Origin of the sequence: Rhizobium sp. BT-226, from assembly GCF_025847085.2 — a bacterium.
GTDB classification, from domain to species: domain Bacteria; phylum Pseudomonadota; class Alphaproteobacteria; order Rhizobiales; family Rhizobiaceae; genus Rhizobium; species Rhizobium sophorae.
The window spans coordinates 443,836-456,770 of the sequence record NZ_JAOYTI010000001.1 but is presented as its reverse complement, the minus strand read 5'-3'; the positions used below and the strand labels follow the sequence as shown (position 1 = coordinate 456,770).

14 protein-coding genes are annotated in these 12,935 nt (G+C 61.5%); 8 read left to right on the top strand and 6 right to left on the bottom strand.

What is annotated here, in order from left to right:
• Positions 1 to 248: 248 nt before the first annotated feature.
• From OIU37_RS02460 to OIU37_RS02440, 5 genes are all read left to right on the top strand, one after another.
• Positions 249 to 2,111: a calcium-binding protein gene (locus OIU37_RS02460; protein ID WP_264255425.1), complete on the top strand. Its 1,863-nt coding sequence runs from the start codon at positions 249 to 251 to the stop codon at positions 2,109 to 2,111.
• Between the two features lie 131 nt (positions 2,112 to 2,242).
• Positions 2,243 to 2,545, top strand: a complete 303-nt coding sequence (locus tag OIU37_RS02455) for a hypothetical protein (protein WP_264255423.1) — start codon at positions 2,243 to 2,245, stop codon at positions 2,543 to 2,545.
• A 41-nt stretch (positions 2,546 to 2,586) separates the two neighbouring features.
• Complete coding sequence (locus tag OIU37_RS02450; protein ID WP_171602452.1) at positions 2,587 to 3,093, top strand: helix-turn-helix domain-containing protein; 507 nt, start codon at positions 2,587 to 2,589, stop codon at positions 3,091 to 3,093.
• A 13-nt stretch (positions 3,094 to 3,106) separates the two neighbouring features.
• Positions 3,107 to 4,372 (top strand): beta-ketoacyl-ACP synthase II, encoded by a 1,266-nt coding sequence (gene fabF / locus OIU37_RS02445; RefSeq protein ID WP_264255421.1) that lies wholly within the window; start codon positions 3,107 to 3,109, stop codon positions 4,370 to 4,372.
• Positions 4,373 to 4,451: 79 nt separating this feature from the next.
• Complete coding sequence (locus OIU37_RS02440) at positions 4,452 to 4,880, top strand: DUF4864 domain-containing protein (protein ID WP_138389192.1); 429 nt, start codon at positions 4,452 to 4,454, stop codon at positions 4,878 to 4,880.
• 31 nt (positions 4,881 to 4,911) lie between these two features.
• Here OIU37_RS02440 and tgt read toward each other — a convergent pair whose 3' ends face one another.
• From tgt to coaD, 5 genes are all read right to left on the bottom strand, one after another.
• Entirely contained in the window at positions 4,912 to 6,042 is a 1,131-nt protein-coding gene (gene tgt, locus OIU37_RS02435) for a tRNA guanosine(34) transglycosylase Tgt (RefSeq protein WP_171602449.1), read from the bottom strand.
• Positions 6,039 to 7,124: a tRNA preQ1(34) S-adenosylmethionine ribosyltransferase-isomerase QueA gene (queA, locus tag OIU37_RS02430; RefSeq protein ID WP_264255417.1), complete on the bottom strand. Its 1,086-nt coding sequence runs from the start codon at positions 7,122 to 7,124 to the stop codon at positions 6,039 to 6,041. The genes tgt and queA overlap by 4 nt, the downstream gene beginning before the upstream one ends.
• A gap of 69 nt (positions 7,125 to 7,193) precedes the next feature.
• A complete protein-coding gene (locus tag OIU37_RS02425) occupies positions 7,194 to 7,703 on the bottom strand; it encodes a peptidylprolyl isomerase (protein WP_003539661.1) in 510 nt (169 codons plus the stop codon).
• A gap of 29 nt (positions 7,704 to 7,732) precedes the next feature.
• The gene (locus OIU37_RS02420; protein WP_264255410.1) at positions 7,733 to 8,305 is read right to left on the bottom strand and encodes a peptidylprolyl isomerase; all 573 of its coding nucleotides are present in this window, start codon (positions 8,303 to 8,305) and stop codon (positions 7,733 to 7,735) included.
• Between the two features lie 57 nt (positions 8,306 to 8,362).
• A complete protein-coding gene (gene coaD / locus OIU37_RS02415) occupies positions 8,363 to 8,857 on the bottom strand; it encodes a pantetheine-phosphate adenylyltransferase (RefSeq protein WP_171602446.1) in 495 nt (164 codons plus the stop codon).
• 135 nt (positions 8,858 to 8,992) lie between these two features.
• On the opposite strand from coaD, the gene OIU37_RS02410 reads away from it, so the two are divergent.
• From OIU37_RS02410 to OIU37_RS02400, 3 genes are all read left to right on the top strand, one after another.
• Positions 8,993 to 9,280 carry a hypothetical protein gene (locus OIU37_RS02410; RefSeq protein ID WP_264255409.1) on the top strand — a complete coding sequence of 96 codons (288 nt, stop codon included), beginning with the start codon at positions 8,993 to 8,995 and terminating at the stop codon, positions 9,278 to 9,280.
• A 122-nt stretch (positions 9,281 to 9,402) separates the two neighbouring features.
• On the top strand, positions 9,403 to 9,558 hold the full coding sequence (locus tag OIU37_RS02405; protein ID WP_003539654.1) for a hypothetical protein: 156 nt from the start codon (positions 9,403 to 9,405) through the stop codon (positions 9,556 to 9,558).
• 36 nt (positions 9,559 to 9,594) lie between these two features.
• On the top strand, positions 9,595 to 9,729 hold the full coding sequence (locus OIU37_RS02400) for a hypothetical protein (RefSeq protein WP_018445350.1): 135 nt from the start codon (positions 9,595 to 9,597) through the stop codon (positions 9,727 to 9,729).
• 161 nt (positions 9,730 to 9,890) lie between these two features.
• Here the strand turns inward: OIU37_RS02400 and gyrA are convergent, their stop codons facing one another.
• Positions 9,891 to 12,710 (bottom strand): DNA gyrase subunit A, encoded by a 2,820-nt coding sequence (gyrA, locus tag OIU37_RS02395; RefSeq protein ID WP_264255403.1) that lies wholly within the window; start codon positions 12,708 to 12,710, stop codon positions 9,891 to 9,893.
• Positions 12,711 to 12,935: the final 225 nt, after the last annotated feature.

Genomic DNA, 12,935 nt, shown 5'->3' with positions numbered 1-12,935 from the left:
CCATGTTGGACTTCGCCAGATTCTGCCTATGCGTCTGTTTCACTGGGTCATGATCGGCCGGCTGGATGCAAAAATGCAAGCATAGGTTCGGCATTAAAACCGATCCGGCGCGGGCCACATTCAGGACAATTTATCATGGTTAACGGGCAGCACTGCACGGTCCTCCTCGTGTATTAAATCGAATTGGCATCAGAAATGTGAAGAATAAATTCCCATCGCCAATTCCCTCATAAACTGGGAGAAAAACTTTGGCTCAAGCCGTTCGAATAAACGATATTATTCGTTCCTTTGGAATTGACACGCATATCGACTACACCGACGGAAAATATTCCAATGTCGAAGAAGTTGTTAAGGCTCTCGACTATCTTGGCCTTGATACAGTCCGCGATCACGCCCCCAACTCCGCTTCCGATCCCAACGGTCAAACACATCTCGGCGATGCAGCCGAAGCCGGCGTGCAATTCGTCTTCAGCGCCCAGCGAGAGGTGGACCCCGCGACCGTCGCCCAGCGGCTGCATGACTTCGTGCAGGCCCATCCCGGATCGGTCGTCGGCATCGAAGGACCGAACGAAGTCAACAACTGGCCGGTCAGCTATCATGGCCTGAGCGGCCAGGCTGCGGCGCTCGCCTATCAGAAAGACCTCTCTGCCGCCGTCAACGCCGATCCCTTGCTGAAAAATATCCCGGTCCTCGGCTTTACCGGATATACGGTCGCTTCCGCCTCCGACTACACGACGATCCATACCTATGCGAAGGATGGCGACCAGCCATATTCATGGCTTTCCCGGGAAGCCGGCGTTCAGCGCGCTGCCGATCCGGGCAAGCCGCTGGCGATCACCGAGACCGGATACCACACCTCGCTCACCGCCGACACCAATGGCGGGTGGGAAGGCGTCAGTGAGGCGACGCAGGCAAAGCTCCTGCTCAATACGCTGATGGACGGCGCCGCACTCGGCTCGAAACAGACCTTCATCTACGAGCTGCTGGACGCCTATTCCGATCCGCAGGGCGCCAATCAAGAAAAGCATTTCGGCCTTTTTCATCTCGATTATTCGGCCAAGCCGGCGGCGACGGCGATCCACAATCTGACCACAATCCTTGAGGACAACGGTGCGACGAAGGCCAGCTTCAGCGCGGGAACCCTCAATTATTCGATCGACGGCCTGCCGTCCTCGGCCCGCAGCTTGCTCACGGAAAAATCGGACGGAAGCTACCAGATCATCATCTGGAACGAGCCCGATATCTGGAACCAGTCCACCGACACGGCCATTCAGGCCGCGACGACAGCCGTCAAAGTCAATCTCGGCGCCTCGTTCGGCTCCGTTAAGGTCTTCGACCCCGTGACCGGAACGACGGCGATCAAAAGTCTCAGCAATGTCTTGTCCCTGACGCTCGATGTCCTCGACCATCCCGTTATCATCGACATCGAACGCGGCAGTACCAGCACGCCGCCGAGCACCAATCATCTCTATGGCGGCACCGGCAACGATACCTTCACCGTGACCAATGCGAATCAAATCGTCGACGAAAGCCGGGGCGGCGGAACGGATACCGTCAAGGCTTCAATCTCCTTCAGCCTCGCGGACACGGCGCATGCGATCGGAACGATCGAAAACCTCACCTTGACCGGTACGGCCAATCTCAGCGCGACAGGCAACAATACGGCCAACGTTCTCACCGGCAACGACGGAAACAATTTTCTCAACGGCGGGAAAGGGAACGATCGATTGGTCGGCGGACTCGGCAACGACAAGCTCATCGGCAAGGCCGGTGCTGACGTTCTCACGGGCGGAGGCGGAGCCGATTCCTTCGTCTTCGATGTGAAGCCCAGCAATACAAGCGTCGACAAGATCGTCGATTTCTCTTCAGCCGCAGGCGATAAGCTAGTGTTCGACGATGCGATTTTCACCGGGCTCAAACCATCGAGCTTTTCGGCCGAGAATTTCGTTCTGGGAACGAAGGCGCTCGAGGCTGATGACAAGCTGATCTACGATCAGGCCAGCGGCATCCTATCCTATGATGCGGATGGAAGCGCAGCAGGCGGGGCAATCCATGTCGCCGATCTCGACAATTCCGCTGCACTTCACTTCAAAGATCTCTTGCTTGTCTGAGCCGGTCGGCCCGTCGCCTTTCAGGCGGCGGACCCATAGCGTCACGGGCAGTCGTGTCTCCTCCTCTTGCCGGAGCCGGAATCCCGGCCACATTCTCCGTTGACGCCACCCGTGCAGGTCAGGAGAATCCTTTGCCCTGGATCGCCTATATCGTCCATTTCATCGCCGCGGCATTTCTGACCAACGGCATCCCGCATTTCGTCAACGGCGTCAGCGGCCGGCGCTTCCGCATCCCCTTCGCGCAAGGGACAAAGCTCGGCTCGCCGACGGCGAATGTCGTCTGGGGCTGGGCCAATTTCCTCATCGCCTTCCTGCTCTTTGCCAATATCGGGCCGCTCTATATCGGTACGCCTGGTGATACGATCTTCGTCGCGGCCGGCATGCTGGTCACCGGCATCCTGCTCGCCCGGTTTTTCGAGGGCGAGTCCCGATAGTAACTTGCATGATGATAGTCACTGCTATAGTGACATCAGCCATGCAGCGAACGAGCTTCAGCGATTTCAAATGCCCGGCGGCGCGCGCGCTCGACAGCGTCGGCGACTGGTGGAGCATGCTGATCCTGCGCGACGCCTTCCAGGGGCTTTCGCGCTTCGACGAATTCCAGAAAAGCCTCGGCGTGGCGCCGAATATCCTGACGCGGCGGCTCAAGCATCTGACGGAAAAGGGGCTGTTCGAACGGCGGCTCTACCATCAGCGCCCTGCCCGCTACGAATATCGGCTGACGGACAAGGGCCGTGACTTCTTTCCCGTTCTGATGACGCTGTTTTCCTGGGGAAGCCGGCACATCCCGGAAGAGGATCTCGCCTTTCTCTTGGGCGATGCCGCTTCCGGCAAAAAGCGCGAGACGATGCTGGTCGATGCGCGGACCGGCGAAGAAGTGACCCCCGAAAACACCAGCCTGCTTGCAGGCCCCGCCGCCGACGACGAGGTGCGCGAACGGATCGCCCGCATGCGCGCCTGGTATCTCGGCATCGACGGATAGAGAGGAAAATACAATGGATCGCATCGTTGTCACCGGCATGGGACTTGTCTCGCCACTCGGCACCGGCGTCGAGCCTGCCTGGAAGCGCCTTCTCGGTGGCGGTTCGGGGCTGAGAGTGCTGGCGGAGGATATCGTCGGCGAACTCTCGGCCAAGGTCGGCGGCATCGTTCCCGGTATCGCTGAGGATGCAGAGGCTGGTTTCGACCCAGACCGTTACATCACGCCGAAGGACCAGAAGAAGATGGACCGCTTCATCCACTTCGCCATGGCGGCGACGGAAGAAGCGGTGAGGCAGGCCGGCTGGATGCCCGTTGATGAAGGCGAGCGCGAGCGCACGGCAACGATCATTGCGTCGGGCGTCGGCGGCTTTCCGGCGATCGCCGAAGCGGTGCGGATCGGCGAAACGCGCGGCGTCCGGCGGCTGTCGCCCTTCACCGTGCCCTCCTTCCTCGTCAATCTCGCCGCCGGCCAGGTCAGCATCCGCTACGGCTTCAAGGGGCCGCTCGGGGCTCCGGTGACAGCCTGTGCCGCCAGCGTCCAGGCAATCGGCGATGCGGCGCGGCTGATCCACTCCGGCGAAGCGGATGTGGCGATCTGCGGCGGTGCCGAGGCCTGCATCGACAAGGTGAGCCTCGGCGGCTTTGCCGCTGCGCGGGCGCTTTCCACCGGCTTCAACGAAACACCGGAACTTGCGTCACGGCCCTTCGACACGGCCCGCGACGGTTTCGTCATGGGCGAAGGCGCCGGCATCCTGGTCGTCGAAACGCTGGAGCACGCACTTGCCCGTGGCGCCACACCGCTCGCCGAACTCGTCGGCTACGGCACGGCTGCAGACGCCTACCACATGACCTCAGGCCCCGAAGACGGCGACGGTGCGCGCCGGGCGATGGAGGCGGCACTCAGGCAGGCGAAGATCCCGGCTTCGGCGGTCGGGCATTTGAACGCGCATGCGACCTCGACACCGGTCGGTGACAGGGGCGAGATCGCGGCGATCGGCACGGTTTTCGGCCGCAACGGCGGCATCGCCATCAGCGCGACGAAATCGGCGACCGGCCACCTGCTCGGGGCGGCCGGCGGCCTGGAAGCAATCTTCACCATCCTTGCCCTGCGCGACCAAATCGCACCGCCGACCCGCAACCTCGACCGGGCCGATCCGGCCGCCGACGGCATCGATATCATCGGCAAGATGGCGCGGCCGCTGGCGATGGACTACGCCATTACCAACGGTTTCGGCTTCGGCGGGGTGAATGCCAGCGCCCTCTTCCGCCGCTGGTCGTAAAGTCCACTTTCCTTGCGCTGAAAATCGCCTACACTCTGCTCTATCGGCGATCCTTCCCCGATAGAGCCGGAGATACCCCATGCGCGCCTTCTTCGCAGTTCTTATTCTGTGTGCCGCGTCCTTCCTCTCCCCTGTCTCGGCCCGCGCCGAAGATCCGATCGACACGACGCGGACGATGATCGAGGACCAGATCAACGCCTTCCTCAAGGACGATGCCGAGACCGCCTATTCCTTCGCCGCCCCCGGCATCAAGGCGATGTATCCCGACAAAAATCTGTTCTTCGCCATGGTGAAGAAGAGCTACGAGCCGGTCTATCATCCTGGCAATTACGCCTTCGGCCGCAGCCGCTCGATCGACGACGGCGCGCTGATCTATCACGAGGTGCTGATTTCAGGCCGCGACGGCAAGGACTGGACGGCGATCTACCAGATCATGCGCCAGCCGGACGGCAGCTACAGGATCAACGGCGTGCAGATCATGCCGGACGCCGACAGCAAGGGCATATGATCCCGCTCTGATCAAGCTTCGTCTGATTGGATCAAACGGGTTCGAGATCGCCCCTCGCCCATTCCTCCTGCGTTTCCGCCATGAAATCGGCGAAGCGGCCTTCGGCGATCGCCTTACGGATGCCCTGCATCAGTTCCTGGTAATAGGCGAGATTGTGCCAGGAGAGCAGCATGCCGCCGAGCGCCTCGTTGGAGCGGACGAGGTGGTGCAGATAGGCACGCGAATAATCGCGTGAGGCCGGGCAATTCGACTGTTCGTCGAGCGGGCGCATATCCTCGGCATGGCGGGCATTGCGGATGTTGACCTTGCCGCGGCGGGTAAAGGCCAGGCCATGGCGGCCGGAACGGGTCGGCATGACGCAGTCGAACATGTCGATGCCGCGGGCGACCGATTTCAGGATATCGTCCGGTGTGCCGACGCCCATGAGGTAACGCGGCTTTTCCAGAGGAAGGACCGGCAGCGTTGTTTCTAGCATTTGCAGCATGACATCCTGCGGCTCGCCGACGGCAAGGCCGCCGATGGCATACCCCTTGAGGTCGAGCTGGCTCAACGCCTCGGCCGAGCGGATGCGCAGCGCCGGGATATCGCCGCCCTGGACGATGCCGAACATCGCTTTGCCGGGCTGCTCGCCGAAGGCGACCCGGCAGCGCTCGGCCCAGCGCAGCGACATTTCCATGGCGCGCTCGATCTCCTTCGGCTCGGCCGGCAGTGCCACGCATTCGTCGAGCTGCATTTGGATGTCGGAGCCGAGCAGCCCCTGGATTTCGATGGAGCGTTCCGGCGACATATGGTGCAGGCTGCCGTCGACATGCGACTTGAAGGTGACGCCCTGCTCGTCGAGCTTGCGCAGGCCGGACAGCGACATGACCTGGAAGCCACCGGAATCGGTGAGGATCGGGTGCTCCCAGCGAATGAGCTTATGCAGGCCGCCGAGACGGGCGACGCGCTCGGCCGTCGGGCGCAGCATCAGGTGATAGGTATTGCCGAGGATGATGTCGGCGCCTGTCTCGCGCACCTGGTCGAGATACATCGCCTTGACCGTACCGACGGTGCCGACCGGCATGAAGGCCGGCGTGCGGATCTCGCCGCGCGGCATGGAAACCTGGCCTAGACGGGCGCCGGCATCGGTCTTCTTCAGGGTGAATTGGAAGTTGTCTGTCATTTGTCTTTCCGGAAAAGAAGGCTCGCGTCGCCGTAAGAGTAGAAGCGGTAGCCCGTCGAAATGGCGTGTTTATAAGCCGCGTGCATGGTCTCGAAGCCGGCAAAGGCCGAGACCAGCATGAACAGCGTCGAGCGCGGCAGGTGGAAATTGGTCATCAGCATGTCGACCGCCTTGAAGCGGTAACCAGGCGTGATGAAGATGCCGGTAGCGCCGGCCCAGGGCTTGATCTCTCCGCTTTCCTCGGCGGCACTCTCGATGAGCCGCAACGAGGTCGTGCCGACACAGACGATGCGCCCGCCGTTTGCCTTGACGGCGTTCAGCCGCGCCGCCGTCTCAGCGCTGACGGTGCCGCTTTCTAGATGCATCCGGTGATCGGCGGTATCGTCGGCCTTGACCGGCAGGAAGGTGCCGGCACCGACATGCAGCGTGACGAAATGGCGTTCGATGCCGGCTTTGTCGAGGGCTTCGAACAGGCCGGGTGTGAAATGCAGGCCGGCGGTGGGGGCTGCAACGGCGCCCTCCTCGCGAGCATAGATCGTCTGGTAATCCGCGCGGTCGCGCTCGTCCTCGCGGCGCTTGGCGGCGATATAGGGTGGCAGCGGGATATGGCCGACGGCGGCGATCGCCTGGTCAAGCGCCGGGCCTGAGAGATCGAACAGCAGCGTCACCTCGCCGGCCTCGCCCTTCTCCTCGACAGTGGCATCGAGCGAGCCGAGGAAGCAGCTTTCGCCGGAATGGCCGAAGGCGATGCGGTCGCCCTGTTTGATGCGTTTGCCCGGCTTGGCGAAGGCCTTCCAGCGGCTGGGGTCGGTGCGCATATGCAGCGTTGCCGACACCTGTTGGCCGCCGGCGCCGTCGCGATGGCGGATGCCCTCGAGCTGGGCAGGAATGACCTTGGTATCGTTGAAGACCAGCGCATCGCCCGCTTGCAGGAAGGACGTGAGATCGCCGACGCTGTGATCCGAAAGGCTGTTTGCCGCATTCGGATCGACGACGAGCAGGCGCGCACTGTCGCGCGGCTCGGCGGGCCGCAACGCGATGCGTTCATCGGGCAGATCGAAATCGAAAAGGTCTACGCGCATCAGGGCACTTTCAAAGCGAAACCCGCCCTCGCGCAGTCACGCAAGGGCGGGTTTCAGCAGAAATCACAATCAGACGTCGGCGGCAACCCGCATGGAGACGATCGAGTCCGGATCGGAAACCGGCTCGCCGCGCTTGATCTTGTCGACGTTGTCCATCCCTTCGATGACCTGGCCCCAGACGGAATACTGCTTGTTCAGCCAGGGCGCGTCGGTGAAGCAGATGAAGAACTGCGAATTGGCCGAGTTCGGGTTCTGCGAACGGGCCATCGAGCAGGTGCCGCGCGTATGCGTGGTCGCAGAGAATTCGGCCTTCAGATCCGGCTTCGAGGAGCCGCCCATGCCGGCGCGACTGGGATTGAAGGTTTCCGAGCCCTTCTTGCCGAATTCGACATCGCCCGTCTGGGCCATGAAATCCTGGATGACGCGGTGGAAAACGACGCCGTCATAGGCCTTCTCGCGAGCGAGTTCCTTGATGCGGGCGACATGCTCCGGGGCGACCTGCGGCAAAAGCTGAATGACAACCTTGCCCTTGGTGGTTTCCAGAATGACGGTGTTTTCGGGATCCTTGATCTCGGCCATTGTCTTTTCCTCTCGTTTTCTCTCGTAACTTACTTCTTGCCCAAAGTGACCTTGATCATCCGGTCGGGACTTTTGACTTCGCCGTTCTGGCCTTCGCCGCGCTTGATCTTGTCAACGTTCTCCATGCCGGAAACGACCTTGCCGACGACGGTGTACTGGCCGTTGAGGAAGGAGCCTTCGGCGAACATGATGAAGAACTGCGAATTGGCGGAATTCGGATCCTGCGAACGAGCCATGCCGACCGTGCCGCGCACGAACGGGGTCTTGGAGAATTCAGCCGGGATGTCAGGCATATCCGAGGAGCCGGTGCCGGCGAGGCTCGCATCGAAGCCCTTTTCCATGTTGCCGTATTTGACGTCGCCGGTCTGAGCCATGAAGCCGTCGATGACGCGGTGGAAGGCGACGTTATCGTATTCGCCCTTCTTGGCCAGCGCCTCGATCTGAGCGACATGCTTCGGCGCCACCTCAGGCATGAGCTGGATGACAACCGGGCCATTCTTCAGCTCGATGGTGAGATAATGATCGGCCGACTCGGCGAAGGCATCCCCCGCGAAGGAGGCGAGATACAACACGCCGGCAAATGCGAGATAGAAGAGTTTCATATGAGCTCCATTGCGGCGGGGTCCGCCTGGTCTTTGCGCTTGCTAGTCTTTGTCTTACTAGTTTGGGCGCTTGGATGTGAGGGCTTGCAAGACGGCGGCAGGCACGAAAGCGCTGACATCGCCGCCCATGGCGGCGATCTGGCGGACCAATGTGGCGGTAATGGGCCGCGAGGCCGTGCCTGCCGGCAAAAAGATGGTCTGGATATCGGGCGCCATCGTCCGGTTCATGCCGGCCATCTGCATTTCATAATCGAGGTCGGTGCCGTCGCGAAGACCGCGGATCAACAGCGTGGCGCCATGGCTGCGAGCGGCATCGACGACCAGATTGTCGAAGGCGACGACGGTAATATCGCCGGTCTTGCCGGGCAGCGCTTGAGCCAGAGAACGGCGGATCAGCTCGGCCCTCTCTTCGAAGGAGAAGAGCGGCGCCTTGCCGGGATGGATGCCGATCGCGACGATCACCTTTTCGGCGACGTTGAGAGCCTGGACCAGAACATCCACATGCCCATTGGTGATCGGGTCGAAGGACCCCGGATAGAAAGCTGTCGTCATTGGCCCGACCGTTGGTTTGACGCCTTTTGTCACGGATGCCGCCTTCCCGCAAGTGATTTGCCCAGCTCCGGCCAGAGCGCCGCGCGTCTTTTCAGACGCGTAAAGGACCTTATGCGCCGGGCGGTTAAACGGCGGATGAATGGCCCGTTCAAGACCGTTTCAGACAGGATCTGCTTAACTCCGATCATCAAAGCAGCCAATGCCATTCCGGCATCCGGCGCTCCCCGAAAGACCATGTCCATGCTGATCGTGCTCGTTGCGCTTGCCATCGTTTCCTCCCTCGCCGCCGAGATGGCCTATGGCTATTTCGCCGATCGATACGAGATGAGCTGGGTGCGGCCGGAGCTTGCCGAGCATGCGGCGATCGTTCGCGCTCAGGGCCGGCTGCGCGAAAAACGAGCTTCGAATCTGAATGCCAGATGAACGAGACATTCAAGGTCGCTTCAGATCGGCATTGGTAAACACCCGATCAACATCCGGCGGAACCATTTACAGACGGATGCGTTCATTCAACCGATACATAGAGCGGCGCGGAAGGATTAAAAATGCCCGGCAAGATTACGATGATTAACGTGCTCTGGATGGTAATGGTCACGGGCATGCTGACCGCAACTGTCGCTCTCTATGATCAGAAGGTCGATACGTCCAAGGTTTATGGTCCCTATGCTTCGGCCCGTACGGCCGTGCTGGGCCAGTACTGAGGGGCGAGAACGCAACTCCCCAGGAAAGGAATGCCTATGTTCACGATCTTGACAGTGCTCACCGCCCTTATCAGCGTCATGTTCATCGTGTCTGTGGCCTCGACGATTTCAGCGCTCCGGCGCGAAGGCGAAGAGGTGAAGGCTCTGAACGAAAAACATAGAGCATTCTGACGTTCCTTTCTCTCCTCTTCCCACCCTTGAGCGGCACCCTTCCGTCACCAGGGCTATTCAAAGCCGGATGCACCCAGCGTCCGGCTTTTTCTTTGGTGTCGTCCTGAACCATCATCCATCTGAAAAGAAAAGGGCGGCTCGAAGCCGCCCCGTTCATTTGATCATTCCTCGGCAGGCCCGGCCGGATCGCCATCGGCAATCGGTGCCTCGTCGCCGCCACCTTCATCGGCAGCACCTTCGTCGGTAGCAGGGGCGCCTTCCGCGACCTCATCCTCCTCCGGCTCGCTGATGCGCTCGACCGAGACGACCTTCTCATCCTTGGCCGTCGAGAAGATGGTAACGCCCTTGGTGGCGCGGCTGGCGATGCGGATGCCGCCGACCGGCACGCGGATCAACTGACCGCCATCGGAGACCAGCATGATCTGATCGCCGTCATCGACAGGGAAGGCCGCGACCAGCTCGCCGATCTCGCCGGTCTTCGACGTGTCGGTGGCGCGGATGCCCTTGCCGCCGCGGCCGGAGATGCGGAAGTCGTAGGAGGACGAACGCTTGCCGAAGCCCTTCTCGGAGACGGTGAGCACGAACTGCTCGAGCAGCTTCAGCTCTTCGTAACGCTCATCGCTCAGCTGGCCTTCCTCGGTGACTTCCTCGCCGACCAGCGCGATTTCCTCGGCCTCGCCCGTCGTCAGGCGCCGATCGTTGGCGGCGCGCTTCAGATAGGCGGCGCGTTCCCAAGGTTCGGCGTTGACATGGCGCACGATGGTCATCGAGATGATGCGGTCGCCGCCGGCAAGCGAGATGCCGCGCACGCCGATCGAATTGCGGCCGGCAAAGACCCGGACGTCGTCGACGGAGAAGCGGATGCACTGGCCGAGCGCCGTCGTCAAAAGTACGTCGTCATCTTCGGTGCAGGTCTCGACGGAGAGGATTTCGTCGCCCTCCTCCTCGAGCTTCATGGCGATCTTGCCGTTGCGGTTGACCTGGACGAAGTCCGACAGCTTGTTGCGGCGAACCGTGCCGCGCGTCGTCGAGAACATGACGTCGAGATCGTCCCAGCTCGTCTCGTCCTCGGGCAAGGGCAGGATCGTGGTGATACGCTCGCCGGGTGCGAGCGGCAGCATATTGATCAGCGCCTTGCCGCGTGAGGTCGGCGTGCCGATCGGCAGGCGCCAGACCTTCTCCTTGTAGACGATGCCGCGCGAGGAGAAGAACAGAACCGGCGTATGGGTATTGACGACAAATAGCCGGCTAACGAAATCCTCGTCGCGGGTGGTCATGCCGGAGCGGCCCTTGCCGCCGCGCCGCTGGGCGCGGTAGGTGGTGAGCGGCACACGCTTGATATAACCGAGATGCGAGACGGTGACGACCATGTCCTCGCGGGCGATCAGGTCCTCGTCGTCCATTTCGAGACCGCCATCGACGATCTCGGTGCGGCGCGGCGTGCCGAACTCGTCGCGGACGGCGATGAGTTCATCCTTGACGATAGTCTGGATGCGGACGCGCGAGGAGAGAATATCGAGATAATCCTTGATTTCCTCGCCGATCTTGTTGAGTTCGTCGCCGATTTCGTCGCGGCCAAGCGCCGTCAGGCGGGCCAGGCGCAGTTCGAGGATGGCGCGGGCCTGCTCTTCGGAGAGGTTGTAGGTCAGGTCGTCATTGATGCGGTGGCGCGGATCGTCGATCAGACGGATCAGGCTTTCGACATCTGCCGCCGGCCAACGGCGGGTCATCAATTCTTCGCGGGCCGACTGCGGATCGGGCGCCTGGCGGATGACGCGGATGACCTCATCGATATTGGCGACGGCAATGGCGAGACCGACCAACACATGGGCGCGGTCACGCGCCTTGCGCAGCAGGAATTTCGTTCTCCGGCTAACGACATCCTCGCGGAAGGACACGAAAGCGCGAAGCATGTCGAGCAGGGTCAGTTGCTCGGGCTTGCCGCCGTTCAGCGCCACCATGTTGCAGCCGAAGGACGTCTGCAGCGGCGTATAACGATAAAGCTGGTTGAGGATGACCTCGGCATTGGCATCGCGTTTCAGCTCGACGACGACGCGATAACCCTGGCGGTCGGATTCGTCGCGCAGATCGGAGATGCCTTCGATGCGCTTGTCGCGCACCAGCTCGGCCATCTTCTCGATCATCGTCGCCTTGTTCACCTGATAGGGAATCTCGGTGATGATGATCTGCTCGCGGTCACCGCGCATCGGCTCGATGGCGGCAACGCCGCGCATGATGACGGAGCCGCGGCCGGTCTCATAAGCCGAGCGGATGCCGGCACGGCCGAGGATCTTCGCACCCGTCGGGAAGTCGGGACCGGGAATGATCTGTATCAGCTCCGGCAGCTCGATGGCCGGATCGTCGATCAGCGCGATACAGCCGTCGATGACTTCGGAGAGGTTGTGCGGCGGGATGTTGGTCGCCATGCCGACGGCGATGCCGCCGGCGCCGTTGACGAGCAGGTTCGGGAATTTGGCGGGCACCACGACCGGCTCGGAGAGCGTGCCGTCGTAGTTGTCGCGGAAATCGACGGTTTCCTTGTCGAGATCGTCGAGCAGCGAGTGGGCAGCCTTTTCGAGGCGGCATTCGGTATAACGTTCGGCCGCCGGCGGATCACCATCGACCGAGCCGAAATTGCCCTGACCATCGATCAGCGGCAGACGCAGCGACCAGGGCTGCGCCATGCGGGCGAGCGCATCATAGATCGCGGAATTGCCGTGCGGATGGAATTTACCCATCACGTCACCGGTGACGCGGGCGCATTTGACGTATTTCTTGTTCCAGTCGATGCCGAGCTCGGACATGCCGTAGAGGATGCGCCGGTGCACGGGCTTCAGGCCGTCGCGCACGTCGGGGAGCGCGCGGCTGACGATGACGCTCATGGCGTAATCGAGATACGACCGCTGCATTTCCTCCATGATGGAGATGGGCTCGATGCCTGGCGGGAGCTTCCCGCCGCCGGGGGGTGTTTGCTCAGTCAAAACAGATCACGATCTCTTCTAGAATCACTTGAAGATTTATAGCGGAAAGCCTGTTCCCGCGCCAATTTCACAGCGCGTTTTGAACAGGCTTTTGCGGCTTAAAGAGGGTAAAACATGCAAGTTGCGCGGCTGGGCCCGACGAATCCGCCGCAGCCCGCCGCGGGATATTTGCCAAATCGGAATCCCCGCTTCACAATCATAAAAACCACGCACTTATATGGGGTT

What these genes read in the sequence shown, in the direction of transcription:
- OIU37_RS02450 (WP_171602452.1), top strand. Translation starts at nt 2,587, where the DNA reads ATGCAGCGAACGAGCTTCAGCGATTTCAAATGCCCGGCGGCGCGCGCG.
- fabF (WP_264255421.1), top strand. Translation starts at nt 3,107, where the DNA reads ATGGATCGCATCGTTGTCACCGGCATGGGACTTGTCTCGCCACTCGGC.
- OIU37_RS02440 (WP_138389192.1), top strand. Translation starts at nt 4,452, where the DNA reads ATGCGCGCCTTCTTCGCAGTTCTTATTCTGTGTGCCGCGTCCTTCCTC.
- tgt (WP_171602449.1), bottom strand. Translation starts at nt 6,042, where the DNA reads ATGACAGACAACTTCCAATTCACCCTGAAGAAGACCGATGCCGGCGCC.
- queA (WP_264255417.1), bottom strand. Translation starts at nt 7,124, where the DNA reads ATGCGCGTAGACCTTTTCGATTTCGATCTGCCCGATGAACGCATCGCG.
- OIU37_RS02425 (WP_003539661.1), bottom strand. Translation starts at nt 7,703, where the DNA reads ATGGCCGAGATCAAGGATCCCGAAAACACCGTCATTCTGGAAACCACC.
- OIU37_RS02420 (WP_264255410.1), bottom strand. Translation starts at nt 8,305, where the DNA reads ATGAAACTCTTCTATCTCGCATTTGCCGGCGTGTTGTATCTCGCCTCC.
- coaD (WP_171602446.1), bottom strand. Translation starts at nt 8,857, where the DNA reads ATGACGACAGCTTTCTATCCGGGGTCCTTCGACCCGATCACCAATGGG.
- OIU37_RS02410 (WP_264255409.1), top strand. Translation starts at nt 8,993, where the DNA reads ATGAATGGCCCGTTCAAGACCGTTTCAGACAGGATCTGCTTAACTCCG.
- OIU37_RS02405 (WP_003539654.1), top strand. Translation starts at nt 9,403, where the DNA reads ATGCCCGGCAAGATTACGATGATTAACGTGCTCTGGATGGTAATGGTC.
- OIU37_RS02400 (WP_018445350.1), top strand. Translation starts at nt 9,595, where the DNA reads ATGTTCACGATCTTGACAGTGCTCACCGCCCTTATCAGCGTCATGTTC.